At 62.3% G+C, this 13,934-nt stretch carries 10 protein-coding genes and 1 tRNA gene; 3 read left to right on the forward strand and 8 right to left on the reverse strand.

Features of this window, described 5'->3' with window-relative positions:
• Window positions 1-332 (reverse strand): heme utilization protein (locus H620_RS0123035; RefSeq protein WP_425311466.1); only part of this gene is annotated, 332 nt, incomplete at its 3' end.
• 352 nt (window positions 333-684) lie between these two features.
• Here H620_RS0123035 and H620_RS0123040 point away from each other — a divergent pair.
• A complete protein-coding gene (locus H620_RS0123040; protein ID WP_023378934.1) occupies window positions 685-1,437 on the forward strand; it encodes a COG4705 family protein in 753 nt (250 codons plus the stop codon).
• A 95-nt stretch (window positions 1,438-1,532) separates the two neighbouring features.
• Here H620_RS0123040 and H620_RS0123045 read toward each other — a convergent pair whose 3' ends face one another.
• The 4 genes from H620_RS0123045 to bglX all read right to left on the reverse strand — a co-directional run bounded on the left by H620_RS0123045 (window position 1,533) and on the right by bglX (window position 8,599).
• Window positions 1,533-2,852 (reverse strand): MFS transporter, encoded by a 1,320-nt coding sequence (locus tag H620_RS0123045; RefSeq protein WP_023378935.1) that lies wholly within the window; start codon window positions 2,850-2,852, stop codon window positions 1,533-1,535.
• A gap of 266 nt (window positions 2,853-3,118) precedes the next feature.
• A complete protein-coding gene (locus H620_RS0123050; RefSeq protein ID WP_023378936.1) occupies window positions 3,119-4,447 on the reverse strand; it encodes a sigma-54-dependent transcriptional regulator in 1,329 nt (442 codons plus the stop codon).
• On the reverse strand, window positions 4,441-6,198 hold the full coding sequence (locus H620_RS0123055) for a sensor histidine kinase (protein WP_023378937.1): 1,758 nt from the start codon (window positions 6,196-6,198) through the stop codon (window positions 4,441-4,443). The genes H620_RS0123050 and H620_RS0123055 overlap by 7 nt, the downstream gene beginning before the upstream one ends.
• Window positions 6,199-6,307: 109 nt before the next feature.
• Window positions 6,308-8,599 (reverse strand): beta-glucosidase BglX, encoded by a 2,292-nt coding sequence (gene bglX / locus H620_RS0123060; protein WP_023378938.1) that lies wholly within the window; start codon window positions 8,597-8,599, stop codon window positions 6,308-6,310.
• Between the two features lie 189 nt (window positions 8,600-8,788).
• On the opposite strand from bglX, the gene H620_RS0123065 reads away from it, so the two are divergent.
• Together H620_RS0123065 and H620_RS0123070 are read left to right on the forward strand one after the other, a co-directional pair.
• Window positions 8,789-9,406: a TPM domain-containing protein gene (locus H620_RS0123065; RefSeq protein ID WP_023378939.1), complete on the forward strand. Its 618-nt coding sequence runs from the start codon at window positions 8,789-8,791 to the stop codon at window positions 9,404-9,406.
• An 83-nt stretch (window positions 9,407-9,489) separates the two neighbouring features.
• A complete protein-coding gene (locus tag H620_RS0123070) occupies window positions 9,490-10,710 on the forward strand; it encodes a class I SAM-dependent methyltransferase (RefSeq protein ID WP_023378940.1) in 1,221 nt (406 codons plus the stop codon).
• A gap of 4 nt (window positions 10,711-10,714) precedes the next feature.
• Here the strand turns inward: H620_RS0123070 and H620_RS0123075 are convergent, their stop codons facing one another.
• The 3 genes from H620_RS0123075 to H620_RS0123085 form a co-directional block, all read right to left on the reverse strand.
• A complete protein-coding gene (locus H620_RS0123075; protein WP_023378941.1) occupies window positions 10,715-11,725 on the reverse strand; it encodes a DUF4917 family protein in 1,011 nt (336 codons plus the stop codon).
• Between the two features lie 159 nt (window positions 11,726-11,884).
• On the reverse strand, window positions 11,885-13,594 hold the full coding sequence (locus tag H620_RS0123080) for a SulP family inorganic anion transporter (protein ID WP_027908110.1): 1,710 nt from the start codon (window positions 13,592-13,594) through the stop codon (window positions 11,885-11,887).
• A 210-nt stretch (window positions 13,595-13,804) separates the two neighbouring features.
• A tRNA-Gly gene (locus H620_RS0123085) sits at window positions 13,805-13,878 on the reverse strand.
• Between the last annotated feature and the right edge of the window lie 56 nt (window positions 13,879-13,934).

Here is a 13,934-nt window from a genome sequence, read left to right on the forward strand (position 1 = left end):
CCGTCTTCGGCGAAGCGTTGGCCGTTGGTGCGGTCGAAGCCGTCTTCGGCGAAGCGTTGGCCGTTGGTGCGGTCGAAGCCATCTTCGGCGAAGCGTTGGCCATTGGTGCGGTCGAAGCCATCTTCGGCGAAGCGTTGGCCGTTGGTGCGGTCAAAGCCGTCTTCGGCGAAGCGTTGCGCGTTGGTGCGGTCGTAACCGTCTTCGGCATAAGTAGCCGACTGGCTCTGTACTGCGGCGAAGGTGTGGCTGTTGGTGCGGTCGTAGCCATCTTCGGCGAAGGCGCCTGCTGCGAAAACGCTGAGGGCCAGGGTCAGGATGATTTTGTTTTTCATGATCGTTGCTCCGTGGGTTTTGAGAGGTTGTTTGTTTCTATGGGTTTAATGCTACTCCGATTAATTTGATTAAAAAGCGCAAAAAATAGCGTATAAAAATCGAATTAATAGATGTATTGGTGCGCCTAAGTGACCGCCCCAATGCAAAGTCTCAGCATTCAGATATGGGGAATTCCTCGGGCGTCTGAGGCTTTTCGCGCTATGGAAAGCATGGGGGAGTGAAATTAATGGGGGGTTAAGACAGAAAAAATTCCGCTCCATCGCCTGGCCAACGTTTTTTTCATACGTCGCCAACCGATTTTTCAGGCTTTGCTCATCACCATCGCCGCACCCCAATCTGGAGCGGTAAACAATGAATAAACTTCCGCAAATCACCTTGGCCTTCTGGGTCATGAAGATCTGCGCCACCACCCTTGGCGAGACCGCTGGCGACCTGCTGTCGATGACTCTGAACATCGGCTACGCGCTCAGCTCGGTGTTGCTGATCTGCGTGTTCCTGCTGACCCTGTCGGGCCAGTTGTTCTCGCGCCGCTACCACCCGATGCTGTACTGGTTGGTGATCCTCTCCACCAGCACCGCTGGCACCACCCTGTCCGACTTCATGGACCGTACTCTGGGTCTGGGGTATGCCGCCGGCTCAGCGTTGTTGATCGGCATTCTGCTGTTGACCTTCCTGGCCTGGCGTTTGAGCGGAAACCCGCTGGACGTTACCCGCATCAGGAATCGTGCTGGCGAGCTGTTCTATTGGGTGGCGATCCTGTTTTCCAACACCTTGGGCACCGCGTTGGGTGATTACCTGGCCGATGATTCGGGGTTGGGCTTTGCAGGGGGGGCTCTGTTGATTGGCACTACCATCGGCCTGGTGGTGCTGGCGCGCTACTGGACGCGTATCCCGGGCGTGGTGCTGTTCTGGGTCGCTTTCGTCCTGACTCGACCGTTCGGCGCGACCCTTGGCGACTTCCTGACCAAACCTTACGAGAAGGGTGGGCTGGACTTTGGCACCATTGGCTCTTCGGCTGTGCTGGGCGGTTTGCTGCTGGTGCTGGTGCTGATGGCGACCTATTACCAGCGTCGTGAGCCGCGTCAGGTGTTGGAGATGTCCTGAACGGTCTGTTATCCCGCAATTGCAGTGTCGATCGCAATGAAGAAGGGGCGCTCCGTGCAACGGAGCGCCCCTTTCTCAACGGCGCAAACTCAGGATCAGTCAGTGGTGATGCGCGAGTGCTTGCGGGTGTCCTTCATGGTTGCGTACACCAGCAGTGAGCATGCGATGCAGCCGGTGACATACCAGTAGAAGCCGGTTTCCATGCCCACGCTCTTGAACCACAGGGCGACATATTCGGCGGTACCGCCGAATACCGATACGGTCAGGGCGTAGGGCAGGCCGACACCCAGGGCACGGATTTCGGTTGGGAACAGCTCTGCCTTGACCACCGCGTTGATCGAGGTGTAGCCGCTGACGATGATCAGCGCGGCCATGATCAGGAAGAACGCGCCCCACCAAGTCTGGATGGTGTGCAAGGTGCTGAGGATCGGCACGGTGAACAGGGTGCCGAGGACACCGAAGGCGATCAGGATCGGACGACGGCCGATCTTGTCGGACAGGCCCCCGATCACCGGTTGCAGGCACATGAACAGGAACAGGGTGGCCGCCGAGATGGTGGTCGAATCACTGATGCTCATGCCCACGGTGTTGACCAGGTACTTCTGCATGTAGGTGGTATAGGTGTAGAAGGCCAGGGTGCCGCCCATGGTCAGGCCGACCACGGTCATCAGTTCCTTGGGGTGGCGCATCAGGGTGCGCATCAGGCTTTCCTTGGACTTTTCCTTCTTGCTGAAAGAGGCGGTTTCTTCCATGCCACGGCGCAGCCACAGCGCGACCACCGCGCACAGCGCCCCGATCACGAACGGTACGCGCCAGCCCCAGGCATACAGCTGCTCGGTCGTCAGGGTCTGTTGCAGGACGATCAGCACCGCCAGGGCAATCAGCTGGCCGGAAATCAGCGTCACGTATTGGAAGCTGGAGAAGAAGCCACGGCGGTCCTTGCTGGCCATCTCGCTGAGGTAGGTGGCCGAGGTGCCGTATTCACCACCGACCGACAGGCCTTGCATGAGGCGGGCGATCACCAGCAGGATCGGTGCAGCGACGCCGATGGTTTCGTAGCCGGGGGTCAGGGCGATGACCAGGGAGCCGGCGCACATCAGCAGCACCGAGGCCATCAGCGCGGCCTTGCGGCCTTTGCGGTCTGCATACAGCCCCATCAGCCAGCCGCCGATCGGGCGCATGAGGAAGCCCACGGCGAAGATCGCAGCGGTATTGAGCAATTGAGCGGTGGAGTCGCCAGCAGGGAAGAAGGCTTTGGCGAAGTACAGCGAGAATGCAGCGTAGACGTACCAGTCGTACCATTCGACCATGTTGCCGATGGATCCACTGAAGATCGACTTCAGGCGGCTGGCGGTGGTTTTTTCCGCGGCGGGCGCAATGGCCGCCCCGGCGGGCAGGGAGGTGGCGTTATCCATCAGGGATACCTTCTCGTTGTTTTTGTGGAGCGCGCCAAAGCGCAGCTTGAGAAGGGTTTTGCAGAAGGTGTGCCAAATGAGTGCGGGACGATCCATTCGAGGGCGCCGCATGCCTGTCATCTACCGGCCAGCCCTTGCGCAGACTGGCCTTGCCGCAATCCCAGCAGGCGCTGGCGTGCCGGCGATGGGCTGCAAAGCTGAGCAGTCCGGACATGCCGATAAGCGGATTTCCGCCTATCTCTAGCGCTGGTTAGGCAAGTTTCCGCCTATTGCAGAAAGTCCTCGCGCACCAACCCATGCCGCTGCATCTTCTCGTTCAGCGTTCGCCGTGGCAGTTGCAAGGCCTCCATCACCGCCTTGATTTCGCCCTTGTGCTGGCGCAACGCTGCGCGCAGGCACTGTGCCTCGAAAGCCTCCATCTGCTCGACCAGCGACTGTCCGGCAGGACTCACTTCGATGTTCGCTGAACCCAACCCCAGGGCATGGCGTTCTGCTGCGTTGGCCAGTTCGCGCACGTTGCCCGGCCAGTCATGGGACAGTAACTGCGCCAACTGAGGCCCCGACAACGGCGGCACGGTCCGTCCCAATTTTTCAGCGGCCGCACGGGCGAAATGCTCGAACAGCAGCGGTAGGTCTTCACGCCGTTCACGCAACGGCGCCAGACGCAGTTCAGCCACATTCAGGCGGTAGGCGAGGTCTTCGCGAAAACGGCCGGCGCGGGCTTCTTCGAGCAGGTCGGGCTTGGTCGCGGCGACGATGCGCAGGTCGACATCGATGCTCTTGTTCGCTCCCAGGCGTTCCAGCTTCTGCTCTTGGATCACCCGCAGCAGTTTGGCTTGCTGGGCCAACGGCATGCTTTCGATTTCGTCGAGGAATACCGTGCCGCCGTTGGCGTATTCCAGTTTGCCGATGCGTTTGCCTTGGGCCCCGGTGAAGGCGCCGCTCTCATGGCCGAACAGCTCCGCTTCGAACAGCGACTCCGGAATCGCCGCGCAGTTGAGCGCGACGAATGGTTTGTCCGCTCGCGGACCGAAGTCATGCAGGCAGCGCGCCACGCGCTCCTTGCCGCTGCCGGTTTCGCCGCGAATCAACACATTGACCGGGAGACTCGCCAAGTCGAGCACTTGCCGACGTAACTGCTGCAGACCCTGGGACATGCCCAGCAACGTGGACTCAAGGCGCAACTTCAGGTCAGCCTGTAGGTGCAGGTGGCGGTTTTCCAGAACCAGCTGACGTTTTTCCAGGGCCCGGCGCAGGCTGCCCAGCAGGTGTTGCGGGGTGAAGGGTTTTTCCAGGAAGTCGTAGGCACCGTTGCGCATGGCCTCCACGGCCATGGGCACATCTCCATGGCCAGTCAGCAGGATTACCGGCAGGTCGGGGTCTTGCGCGTGCAGATTGCCAAGCAACTGCAGGCCATCCATGCCAGGCATGCGCACATCGCTGATGATCACGCCGGGAAAGTGCGCTGGCAGCTGGGCCAGGCAGTCTTCGGCGCGGGCGAACAGCTGCACGGTGAAGCCGGACAGGCTGAGCCATTGCTCTACCGCCGTGCGAATGCTGGCTTCATCATCGACGACGATCACTGAATTCAACATACAGGTTCCAGGTCGCGGGGCAGGGTGAGGCTGAGACGGGCACCGCCAGGCAGGTTCTGGGCCTGCAACTGGCCACCGGCCTCATGCACGATACCGTAGGAAATCGCCAGGCCAAGGCCCAGCCCTTCACCGACCGGTTTGGTGGTGAAGAAGGGATCGAAGACTTTGCCAAGGTCAGCCTCTGCGATGCCGCCTCCAGAGTCCAGAACGCTCAGGCGCCACTGCTCGTCATCGGCTTCGATGCGGATCTCCAGGCGTTTGTAGCGCTTGTCGGCCATGGCGTCCAGGGCGTTGTGCAACAGGTTGATCAGCACCTGCTCCAGGCGGATGGCATCGCCCCGTACCCAGGCCGGGCGCGCCAGGTACAAGGCGACTTCGACCCCTTCGTTGCGGATGCGGGTGTCGAGCAGGTGCAGCGCCTGGTCGACCACATTGGCCAGGTCCAGGCGCTCGCGCAGCCCGACCGGGCTGTTGCGGGCAAAGGTCTTGAGGTGGCTGGTCAACGCCGCCATGCGAGTGAGCATCTGTTCCAGCGGCTCCAGCGCCTTGCGGGCATCGTCGTAGCGGCCATGGTCGAGCAGCAGGCGCAGGGTTTCCAGTTGCATGCGCTGGGTGGTCAGCGGCTGGTTGATCTCGTGGGCCAGGGCCGCCGACATCTGTCCCAGGGCGGCGAGCTTGGCCGACTGCACCAAGCCTTCCTGGGCCGTGCGCAGTTCACGGGTGCGCTCCTCGACCAGGCGCTTTAGCTCTTCGCGGCTGCGCTGGCGCAGGCGTGCCAGGCGCAAGCGCTGGCTGACGAATAAGGCGGCGAACACCAGGCTTAGCCACACCGCCGCGGCGCCCAACGCTGCATTACGGCCGTCGGCGGCGACCTGCGGTTTGCGCAGCAGGTGCAAGGTCCAGTCCTCGCTCTGCAGCGGCAGGCTTTCCCACAGGTAGTCGGCCGGACCGTCCGGGCCTTGTACACGGGTCAGGTGGCTATTGCTGGCGAAACGGGTGAGTACATGGTGCTGCAAGGGCACCAGGGGCTGCTTGTCGTACTGGCGGGTTTCGGCGAGCTCCGCACGGTCGGCGGCACTGAGCGGTTGCAGCTCGCGGTAGCGCCAGCCGTCCTGGTTGGCGATGAACGTGATGCCACGGGCGTCGCTGACCAGCAGCACGTCGCTGCCCTGGCGCCATTCGCGTTCCAGCTCGGGGAATTCGAGCTTGACCACCATGGCGCCGAGGAAGCGCCCGTGTTCGTCGGTCACCGCGCTGGCAAGAAAGTACCCGGGTACGCCGCTGGTCACCCCAACGGCGTAGAAGCGGCCGCTGCCTTCGCTGCGGGTCTGTTTGAAGTAGGGCCGAAAGGCATAGTTGGAGCCGACATAGGTGGTTGGCAGGCGCCAGTTGCTGGCTGCGATGGCCAGGCCGGTTCGGTCCAGCAATTCCAGTGTCGAAGAGTTGGCTGCGCCGTTTATTCGCTCAAGCTTGCGGCTCAGGGCGTTTTGCTTCGCCTCGTCGACCGGGCCGCGCAAGGCCTCGACGAACTCCGGGTCCAGCGCCAGTACCGCGGGCAGGGCGCGATAGCGCTCGATCAGGGTGTGCAGGGCATTGGCGTAGAGCCCCAACTGTTGGCTGGCGCGGCGGGCATCGTCCTCCATTGCCTGGCGCTTGGCCTGGTGCATGGCCCAGCCTGCGCTGAGCGAGGTGCCCACCAGAATCAGCAGGATGATCAGCCCCAGACGCAGGGCGCGAAAGGAAAATGGCATGGGGCGGTCCGGTGAACGATGGTTGAGGCCTTCTCGCCGGCAAAGCCGGCTCCTACAGGGATTATCATGTCCTTGTAGGAGCCGGTTTACCGGCGATAGGGCAAGCTGCTTACAGCAATTCGAAACGCTTCTGTTGCACCGCCTCGGAATCGAGCCCGACCTGGACGTTGAATTCCCCTGGCTCGGCGACCCGCTGCAGTTGGCCATTGTAGAACTTCAGGTCGTCTTCACTGATGCGGAAGGTGAGCGTTCGCGACTCACCAGCCTTGAGCATCAGTTTCTGGAAGTTCTTCAGCTCCTTGACCGGCCGGCTCATGGACGCCGAAACATCCTGCAGGTACAGCTGCACGACCGTTTCGCCGTCGCGCTTGCCGGTGTTCTTCACGGTCACCTTGGCTTCCAGCGTGTCGCCGCGCTTGAGGTCTTTCTTCGACAGGGTAAAGCCGGACAGCTCGAAGCTGCTGTAGCTCAGACCGTAGCCGAAGGGGTACAGCGGGCCATTGGGTTCCTCGAAGTACTGCGAGGTGTAGTTGCCCGGTTTGCCCGGCGTGAACGGCCGGCCAATGCGGGTGTGGTTGTAGTGCATCGGAATCTGCCCGACCGAACGCGGGAAGGTAATGGCCAGCTTGCCCGACGGGTTGTAGTCGCCGAACAGCACATCAGCGATGGCGTTGCCGCCTTCGGTTCCGGCGAACCAGGTTTCCAGAATGGCGTCGGCCTGTTCGCGTTCCCACCCAATCGACAGCGGACGACCGTTCATCAGCACCAGCACCAGCGGTTTGCCGGTGGCCTTGAGCGCCTTGATCAGCTCACGCTGGCTGGCGGGGATTTCAAGGGTGGTGCGGCTCGACGATTCGTGGGACATCCCGCGGGATTCGCCGACCACCGCAACCACTACATCGGACTGCTGGGCGGCCTTGACGGCCTCATCGATCAGCACGGCGGCAGGGCGTGGGTCGTCGACGATCTCTGGCGCATCGAAGTTGAGGAAGTTCAGGTAGTCGAAGATCGCCTTGTCGCCGGTGACGTTGGAACCTTTGGCATAGACCAGTTTGGCCTTGCCCTCCACGGCGCGGCGCAAGCCCTCGCGTACGGTCACCGAGTGCACCGGTTTGCCGTCGGCGGCCCAGCTGCCCATCATGTCGATCGGGGCGTCGGCCAACGGCCCGACCAGGGCGATGGTGCCGGACTTTTTCAGCGGCAGGGTCTGGTGGCGGTTTTCCAGCAATACCAGGCTGCGGCGTGCGACATCCCGGGCCGCCTCGCGATGCAGACGCGCATCGGCGTAGGGTTCCTTGGGATCGTTCTCTGCCTTGCCGATCCGCACGTACGGGTCCTTGAACAGGCCCATGTCGTACTTCGCCCCGAGCACTTCGCGAACCGCCTGGTCCAGTTCGGCCTGGGTCACTTCACCCGTCTTGAGCAGCCCGGGCAGCTCCTGGCCATACAGCGTGTCGTTCATGCTCATGTCGATGCCGGCCTTGATCGCCAGTTTCGCCGCCTCGCGGCCATCGCGGGCCACGCCATGGCGGATCAACTCCTGAATGGCACCGTGGTCGCTGATGGTCACGCCCTTGAAGCCCCACTCCTTGCGCAACAGGTCATTCATCAACCAGGTGTTGGAAGTGGCTGGCACGCCGTTGATCGAGTTCAGCGCCACCATCACCCCGCCCGCGCCGGCATCCAGTGCCGCACGGTAGGGGGGCAGGTAGTCGTTGTACATCTTCGGCAGGCTCATATCGACCGTGTTGTAGTCGCGTCCGCCTTCCACTGCACCGTACAGGGCGAAGTGCTTGACGATGGCCATGATGCTGTCGGGGTTGGCCGGGCTGTTGCCCTGGAAGGACTGGACCATTACCTGGCCGATCCGCGAGGTCAGGTAGGTGTCTTCACCAAAGCCCTCGCTGGTGCGTCCCCAGCGTGGGTCGCGGGCGATATCGACCATTGGGGCGAAGGTCATGTCCAGGGCGTCCGCCGAGGCTTCGATGGCCGAAGTGCGGCCGACCTTGGCTATGGCGTCCATGTCCCAGGTCGCGGCCATGCCCAGGCCGATCGGGAAGATGGTGCGGTTGCCATGAATGACGTCGTAGGCGAAGAACATCGGGATCTTCAGGCGGCTGCGCATGGCCGCGTCCTGCATCGGGCGGTTCTCGGCGCCGGTACGGGAGTTGAAGGTACCGCCGATACGGCCGGCGGCGATCTCCTCGCGGATCTTGTCGCGGGGCATTTCCGGGCCGATGCTGATCAGGCGCAGCTGGCCGATCTTTTCGGCTTCGGTCATCTGGCTGATCAGATGGTTGATGAACGCCTGCTTGTCCTCGAGGGGGGGAGCGGTGGGGGCGGCGAGGGCCGCCTGACTGGCAAGGCCCAAGGCCAGGCCCAGCAAAGACAGTTTCATCATCAATTCCATTGTCGAGGCCTCTGCCGTATCCAGGGGGCGATACGCGCGCGGCCGAAGTTTTCAGGCGGCTATTGTTGTACAGTTTGCAAGGATCACGTCCAGCGGCGAATTATGCCTGAATATGCAAGCCGCGGATGAGCACCTGTGTGCCGGGACGACAACTATAAGAACGATCGAGAGCGCCAAGGCATGACCCTCCTCAACGAATATGACCGGCGCCGAATCGCCGAGGCCATCGCCCGTGCCGAAAAGCGCACCGATGCCGAACTGGTCACCGTGCTGGCGCGCCGCGCCGATGACTACGCTTATCTACCGCTATTCTGGGCCGCCGTGCTGGCATTGGCCGTGCCCGGCCTGCTGCAATGGTTGTCTGGCTGGCCGGGCATGCGCGGGCTCCTGGTCGCCAATGTGTTGCTCTTCGTCGGCTTGTGCCTGCTCTTGCGCAGCCCACGCCTGGCGGGATGGTTGATTCCACAGGCGCTGCGCCGCTGGCGGGCGTCGCGCCTGGCTCGCCAGCAGTTTCGCGAGCAGAACCTGCAACGCACGGCGGGCGGCACTGGTGTGCTGATTTTCGTCAGCGAGGCCGAGCAGCATGTCGAAATACTGGTCGATCGAGGCGTCAGCCAGCACCTGGACGCTGCTGCCAGAGCTGCCATCGTCGCCCGCTTTGCCGAACACGTGCGCCAGGGGCATACCTTGCAAGGCTTCGTCGAGTGCATCGAGGCTTGTGGCGAATTGCTGAGCGAACACCTGCCATCGACCCACGCCCGCAACGAGCTGCCCAACCGCTTGGTGGTCCTCGACTGATCGGCTCCCACTGGGTTGTCGTGGCACGGTAGAATGCGCGCATTGCGCTGCGCGCTTCCCGCTATTCGAGGCACCCGTTTTCCATGTCTGCTCGTACTTTCGCTTCACCCGCGCCGGATGCGCGTGCCCAGTTCCTTGAGCTGCTGGGCGCTGCCATGCACGGCAATACCCTGGTCAAGCTGGTGCTGGCCCGCCATGTGGGGGCCGACCAGACCTTGCAGCGGATCATGGCCAAGCCAGTGCAAGTCAAAGGGCAGCCCAACCTGTCGCTGGTGTACCGCCACCAGACCCGCGATATCACCCGCAACCTGTCATTGGACCAGGCCCTGACGCTGGTCGCCGAGCTGCTGCCGGAGAGTTTTCGCAATGCCCATCTGTTCGACGCTGACGGCGAAGTGCAGCTGACCTTCAGCAAGAAGGGCAAGCCAATGTTGCAGCGCCATGGCGCCCAAGCCCTCCGCGAAACGTCAGTGAGCACGGGGCACGACCGCGAGAAGAAGCGTTACCTGGAGCTGTCCCGGCCGTTTCTGCGTGATCTGGGGGTAACTGATGCACAGGGTGCGCTGATCCCTTCCATGTCGCGCAAATGGAAGCAGATCAACAAGTTCATCGAAGTTTTCGACCATGCGCTGGCCAATGCCCCGGTGCCGGCCGAGCAAGTGCTGCGGGTGGCCGACTTCGGTTCGGGGAAGGGCTACCTGACCTTCGCCATGCATGATTACCTGCGCAACACGCTTGGCCGTGAAGCCCAGGTGACGGGCGTCGAGTTGCGTCAGGACATGGTCGACCTGTGCAATGCAGCGGCTTCGCGCCTGGAGCATCCTGGCCTTGAGTTCCAGTGTGGTGATGTTCGCAGTGTGGTGCCAGAGGCCATCGAAGTAATGATTGCCCTGCATGCTTGCGACATCGCCACTGACTACGCCATCCACACCGGTATTCGCTGCAACGCCGCGATCATCATGTGCTCGCCATGCTGCCACAAGCAGATCCGCCCACAGTTGCACAGTCCAGGGCTGCTACAGCCGATGCTGCAATACGGCCTGCACCTGGGGCAGCAGGCCGAGATGCTGACCGACAGCCTGCGCGCGCTGTACCTGGAAGCCTGCGGCTATGAAACCAAGGTGTTCGAATTCATTTCGCTGGAGCACACCAACAAGAACAAGATGATTCTGGCGGTCAAGCGTCGACAGCCGGTGGACAATGGCGCATTGCTGGAGAAAATCTCGCAGCTCAAGGCGTTCTATGGGGTGCAGGAGCATTGCCTGGAGACGTTGCTCGCCGCCGACGGCCTGATCGCTCGCTGACCCCTCAACTGCGCCCGCTCGGTACCTCGATGGCCAACTCCGCCAGCCCCAACGGGTGGCTGCTCGCATCGAAGAAGTGCACTCCCGTTCCAGGCAAGTCACCGAACCTGTCCATGAAGTGTTGCTTCTGGTTGATTACCGAAGCGTCACTCAATGGTCGGATGGCGATCGCCAGGTAGGCCGGTCGGGCATGGCGAATGGCTTCGAGCAAATGCCCGTCTGTGCTGTCCAGGTGTTGTCCGAACAGGCACAGGCCCTGGCTTTCCTGCGCCAGCTGCGTCAGGCACCAGCCGAGGTAGTCGGAGTTGCGGATGGCGCGCAGTTTTTCGTCGCTGCGTTCTTCATTGACGAACAGTGGCACCTCCCCCGGAATGTTCACGGCGAAGCCATCGAGCAGTTCAGCGCATTCGGCACTGCGCTGGCGGGTGGAGCCGTCAGGCAGCTTGAGCAGGTGCATCCCGCCGTGCAGGTGCATGACCCGGGTGCCTTCGCAGCGGGTGCGGCGCAGGTCGAAGAAGCCTTGTTCGTCGAACAGCGTGGCGAATCCCTGTGGGGCGTGCTGCAGGGCCCACGGCAGAATCAGGTCGTAGTTGCTGGTATAGACGCTGCGGTACTGTCGCAAGGCCTGGTTGATGGTTGTCAATGTGCTCGCCGGCATCAGCGACCAGGGCAGGTGCACGGTGCGCACGGCGTGGATCAGTGCTTCCTTGATCGAGTAATAGCGGTTCAGGGGGGCAGTGGAGTTGATCGCCAACGCAGCATTGGCACGTACGGTATGGTTGAGGGTGCTGAGTACCGTCTCGAACATCTCCGTGCCCAGGGACTTGAACAGGGCTTGGTCGCTGACAGCAAGGCCTTTCTTGCGTCCGGCACGCTGGGCTTGTTCGAACAGCGAAAAGTAGCCGAACGGTTTCCACAGTGCACGGCTGGCACCATTGCCCAGCAGCAGGGCGTCGCAGCGGTGGCGTTGGTGGAGGTCGGGCCAGGTGGCGAGGTGGGCGTCGAGTGCAGGCATGCGAAGGTCCATTCGGTGGAGCGGGGCGGGGCGACTTTAGCATGTCGGGCAAGGCGAGGGTGGCTGGCTACCCAAAGGGCACACGCCACACAGCTTGCTCGCCCTCTGGACGCCGCCCCAGCCATGAAGTAGCGACCCCCGCCTGTGGCCTGCTGGCAATCACTCGGGAGCAGGGTTCCGTTGCGGGTTCCGGCTCCTGTTGCGCCATAACCGATACGCCCTTATCCCCGCGCGAACCGAGCCGAACAGCAGCTTGTCTTCCATTTCCCGCGCCATACCGGAGCGCACCAGCATGCGCAGGAACGTGCCACGGGCACGGGCGATGGCGAAGTGGATGCCCTGGGCCGAGAGGGTATCGCGCACTTCGCGCAGGGCGGCGATGCCGCTGACATCGATACGGGTCACCGCTTCGGCGTCGAACAGTACGGCCTTGGGCTCGGCCTGGCTTTGCACCGCTTCGAGCAGGCGCATCTTGAAGTAGTCGGCGTTGAAGAACAGGATCGCGTCATCGAAACGGTACACCACCAGGCCCGGCACGGTGCGGGCTTCCTTGTGGAGGCGGATGTCGACCTGGCCTTCTGTTCCTGGCAGCCAGCCCAGCACGGCGTCGGTGGGTTGGTAGATGCTGTACAGCAAGCGCAGGATCGCAAGGGTCACTGCGAAGACGATGCCTGGCAGTACGCCCAGGCTCAGTACGCCGACGGTGGTCAACAAACACAACCAGAACTCGAAGCGGCTCAGGCGTTTGATATGCTCAAGGGACTTGATGTCGATCAGCCCCCAGCCGGCCATCAGCAGCACGGCTCCGAGCGCGGCCTGTGGAATCCAGGCCATGGGGGCGGTGAAAAACAGCAGTATCAGCGCAATCACCAGGGCGGCGATGATGCCCACCAGCTGGCTCTTGCCACCGACCATGTCATTGACCGCCGTACGCGAGTCCGCGCCGCTGATGGCAAAGCCTTGGGAAATACCAGCGGCCAGGTTGCTCACGCCAAGGGCCACGAACTCATGGTTGGCGTTGATCGCGTAGCCGTGGCGTGCGGCGAAACTGCGTGCGGTGAGCATGGCGCTGCAGAAGCTGACGGTGGCGATACCCAGGGCGTCGCGCAGCAAGCTTTTGGTTTCCGCCAGGTTGCTCTGTGGCCAGGCCAACTGGGGAATGCCGGCCGGCACCGGACCGAGGATGGCCACCCCGAAGCGGTCCAGACCGAACAGGCCGACCACCAAGGTGAACAGTGCAACGGTGACCAGTGCCGCCGGTAGGCGCGGGTGGCGTCTTGGCAGCCACACCAACAGGCCCAAGGCGGCGAGGCCAATGATCAGCGTCAGCCAATGGATCTCGCCCAAGCGCTGGGCAAAGTTGATCAGGCTGAGAATGAAACCGTCACCTTCGATCTTGAAGCCCACCACCTTCGACATTTGCCCAGCGATCAGGCTCAGGCCGATGCCGTTGAGGTAGCCGATCAGAATGGGCCGGGAGAAGAAGCTGGCGATGAATCCGGCCCGGGCAAGCCCTGCGCCGATCAGCATGACCCCCACCAGCACCGTAACGATCACCGAAAGTTCGGCGATGCGTTGCGGATCACCCATCGCCAACGGCGCCACGGCGCCTGCGATCATTGCGCAGGTGGCAGCATCGGGGCCGACCATCAGTTGGCGCGAGCTGCCGACCAGGGCATAGACCATCATTGGCAGTACGCAGGCATACAGACCGTATTGGGGGGGCAGGCCGACGATTTGCGCGTAGGCAATGGCGATGGGAATCTGGATCGCCGCCACGGACAGGCCTGCCTGCAGGTCGGCGTGGAACCAGTCACGGCGGTAATGCAGCAGGTTGGCCAGGCCCGGCAACCAGCGGGAAAGAAACATACGCGGTCCTTTCGAAATGTTTCACGAGTCCATGGAACATATGCCTGGCAAATTGCTTTGCCGGCAAGTGAATAGTGCGGCGGGAATTCAAGCCGAATGGGTGGCACATGGCCATAGGGCCAGATCAAGGAAAAGGCAGAAACGAAAAAAGGAGCCGAGGCTCCTTCTGACAGCGATGACGTTGCTGGAACGTCATGCGGGAATGCGATGTGGAGCGGGTAGAGGGAATCGAACCCTCGTCGGAAGCTTGGGAAGCTACTGTTCTACCATTAAACTATACCCGCGTAGACGGTCGACTTTTTACCAGAACCCTCCTTCCTTGAGAAGCCCAAGTTATAAA

It is taken from the genome of Pseudomonas taiwanensis DSM 21245 (assembly GCF_000425785.1).
Lineage (GTDB): Bacteria > Pseudomonadota > Gammaproteobacteria > Pseudomonadales > Pseudomonadaceae > Aquipseudomonas > Aquipseudomonas taiwanensis.

Coding starts and splice junctions, on each gene's coding strand:
- H620_RS0123040 (WP_023378934.1), top strand. CDS start 685: ATGAATAAACTTCCGCAAATCACCTTGGCCTTCTGGGTCATGAAGATC.
- bglX (WP_023378938.1), bottom strand. CDS start 8,599: ATGATGAAACTGTCTTTGCTGGGCCTGGCCTTGGGCCTTGCCAGTCAG.
- H620_RS0123075 (WP_023378941.1), bottom strand. CDS start 11,725: ATGCCTGCACTCGACGCCCACCTCGCCACCTGGCCCGACCTCCACCAA.
- H620_RS0123050 (WP_023378936.1), bottom strand. CDS start 4,447: ATGTTGAATTCAGTGATCGTCGTCGATGATGAAGCCAGCATTCGCACG.
- H620_RS0123045 (WP_023378935.1), bottom strand. CDS start 2,852: ATGGATAACGCCACCTCCCTGCCCGCCGGGGCGGCCATTGCGCCCGCC.
- H620_RS0123065 (WP_023378939.1), top strand. CDS start 8,789: ATGACCCTCCTCAACGAATATGACCGGCGCCGAATCGCCGAGGCCATC.
- H620_RS0123080 (WP_027908110.1), bottom strand. CDS start 13,594: ATGTTTCTTTCCCGCTGGTTGCCGGGCCTGGCCAACCTGCTGCATTAC.
- H620_RS0123070 (WP_023378940.1), top strand. CDS start 9,490: ATGTCTGCTCGTACTTTCGCTTCACCCGCGCCGGATGCGCGTGCCCAG.
- H620_RS0123055 (WP_023378937.1), bottom strand. CDS start 6,198: ATGCCATTTTCCTTTCGCGCCCTGCGTCTGGGGCTGATCATCCTGCTG.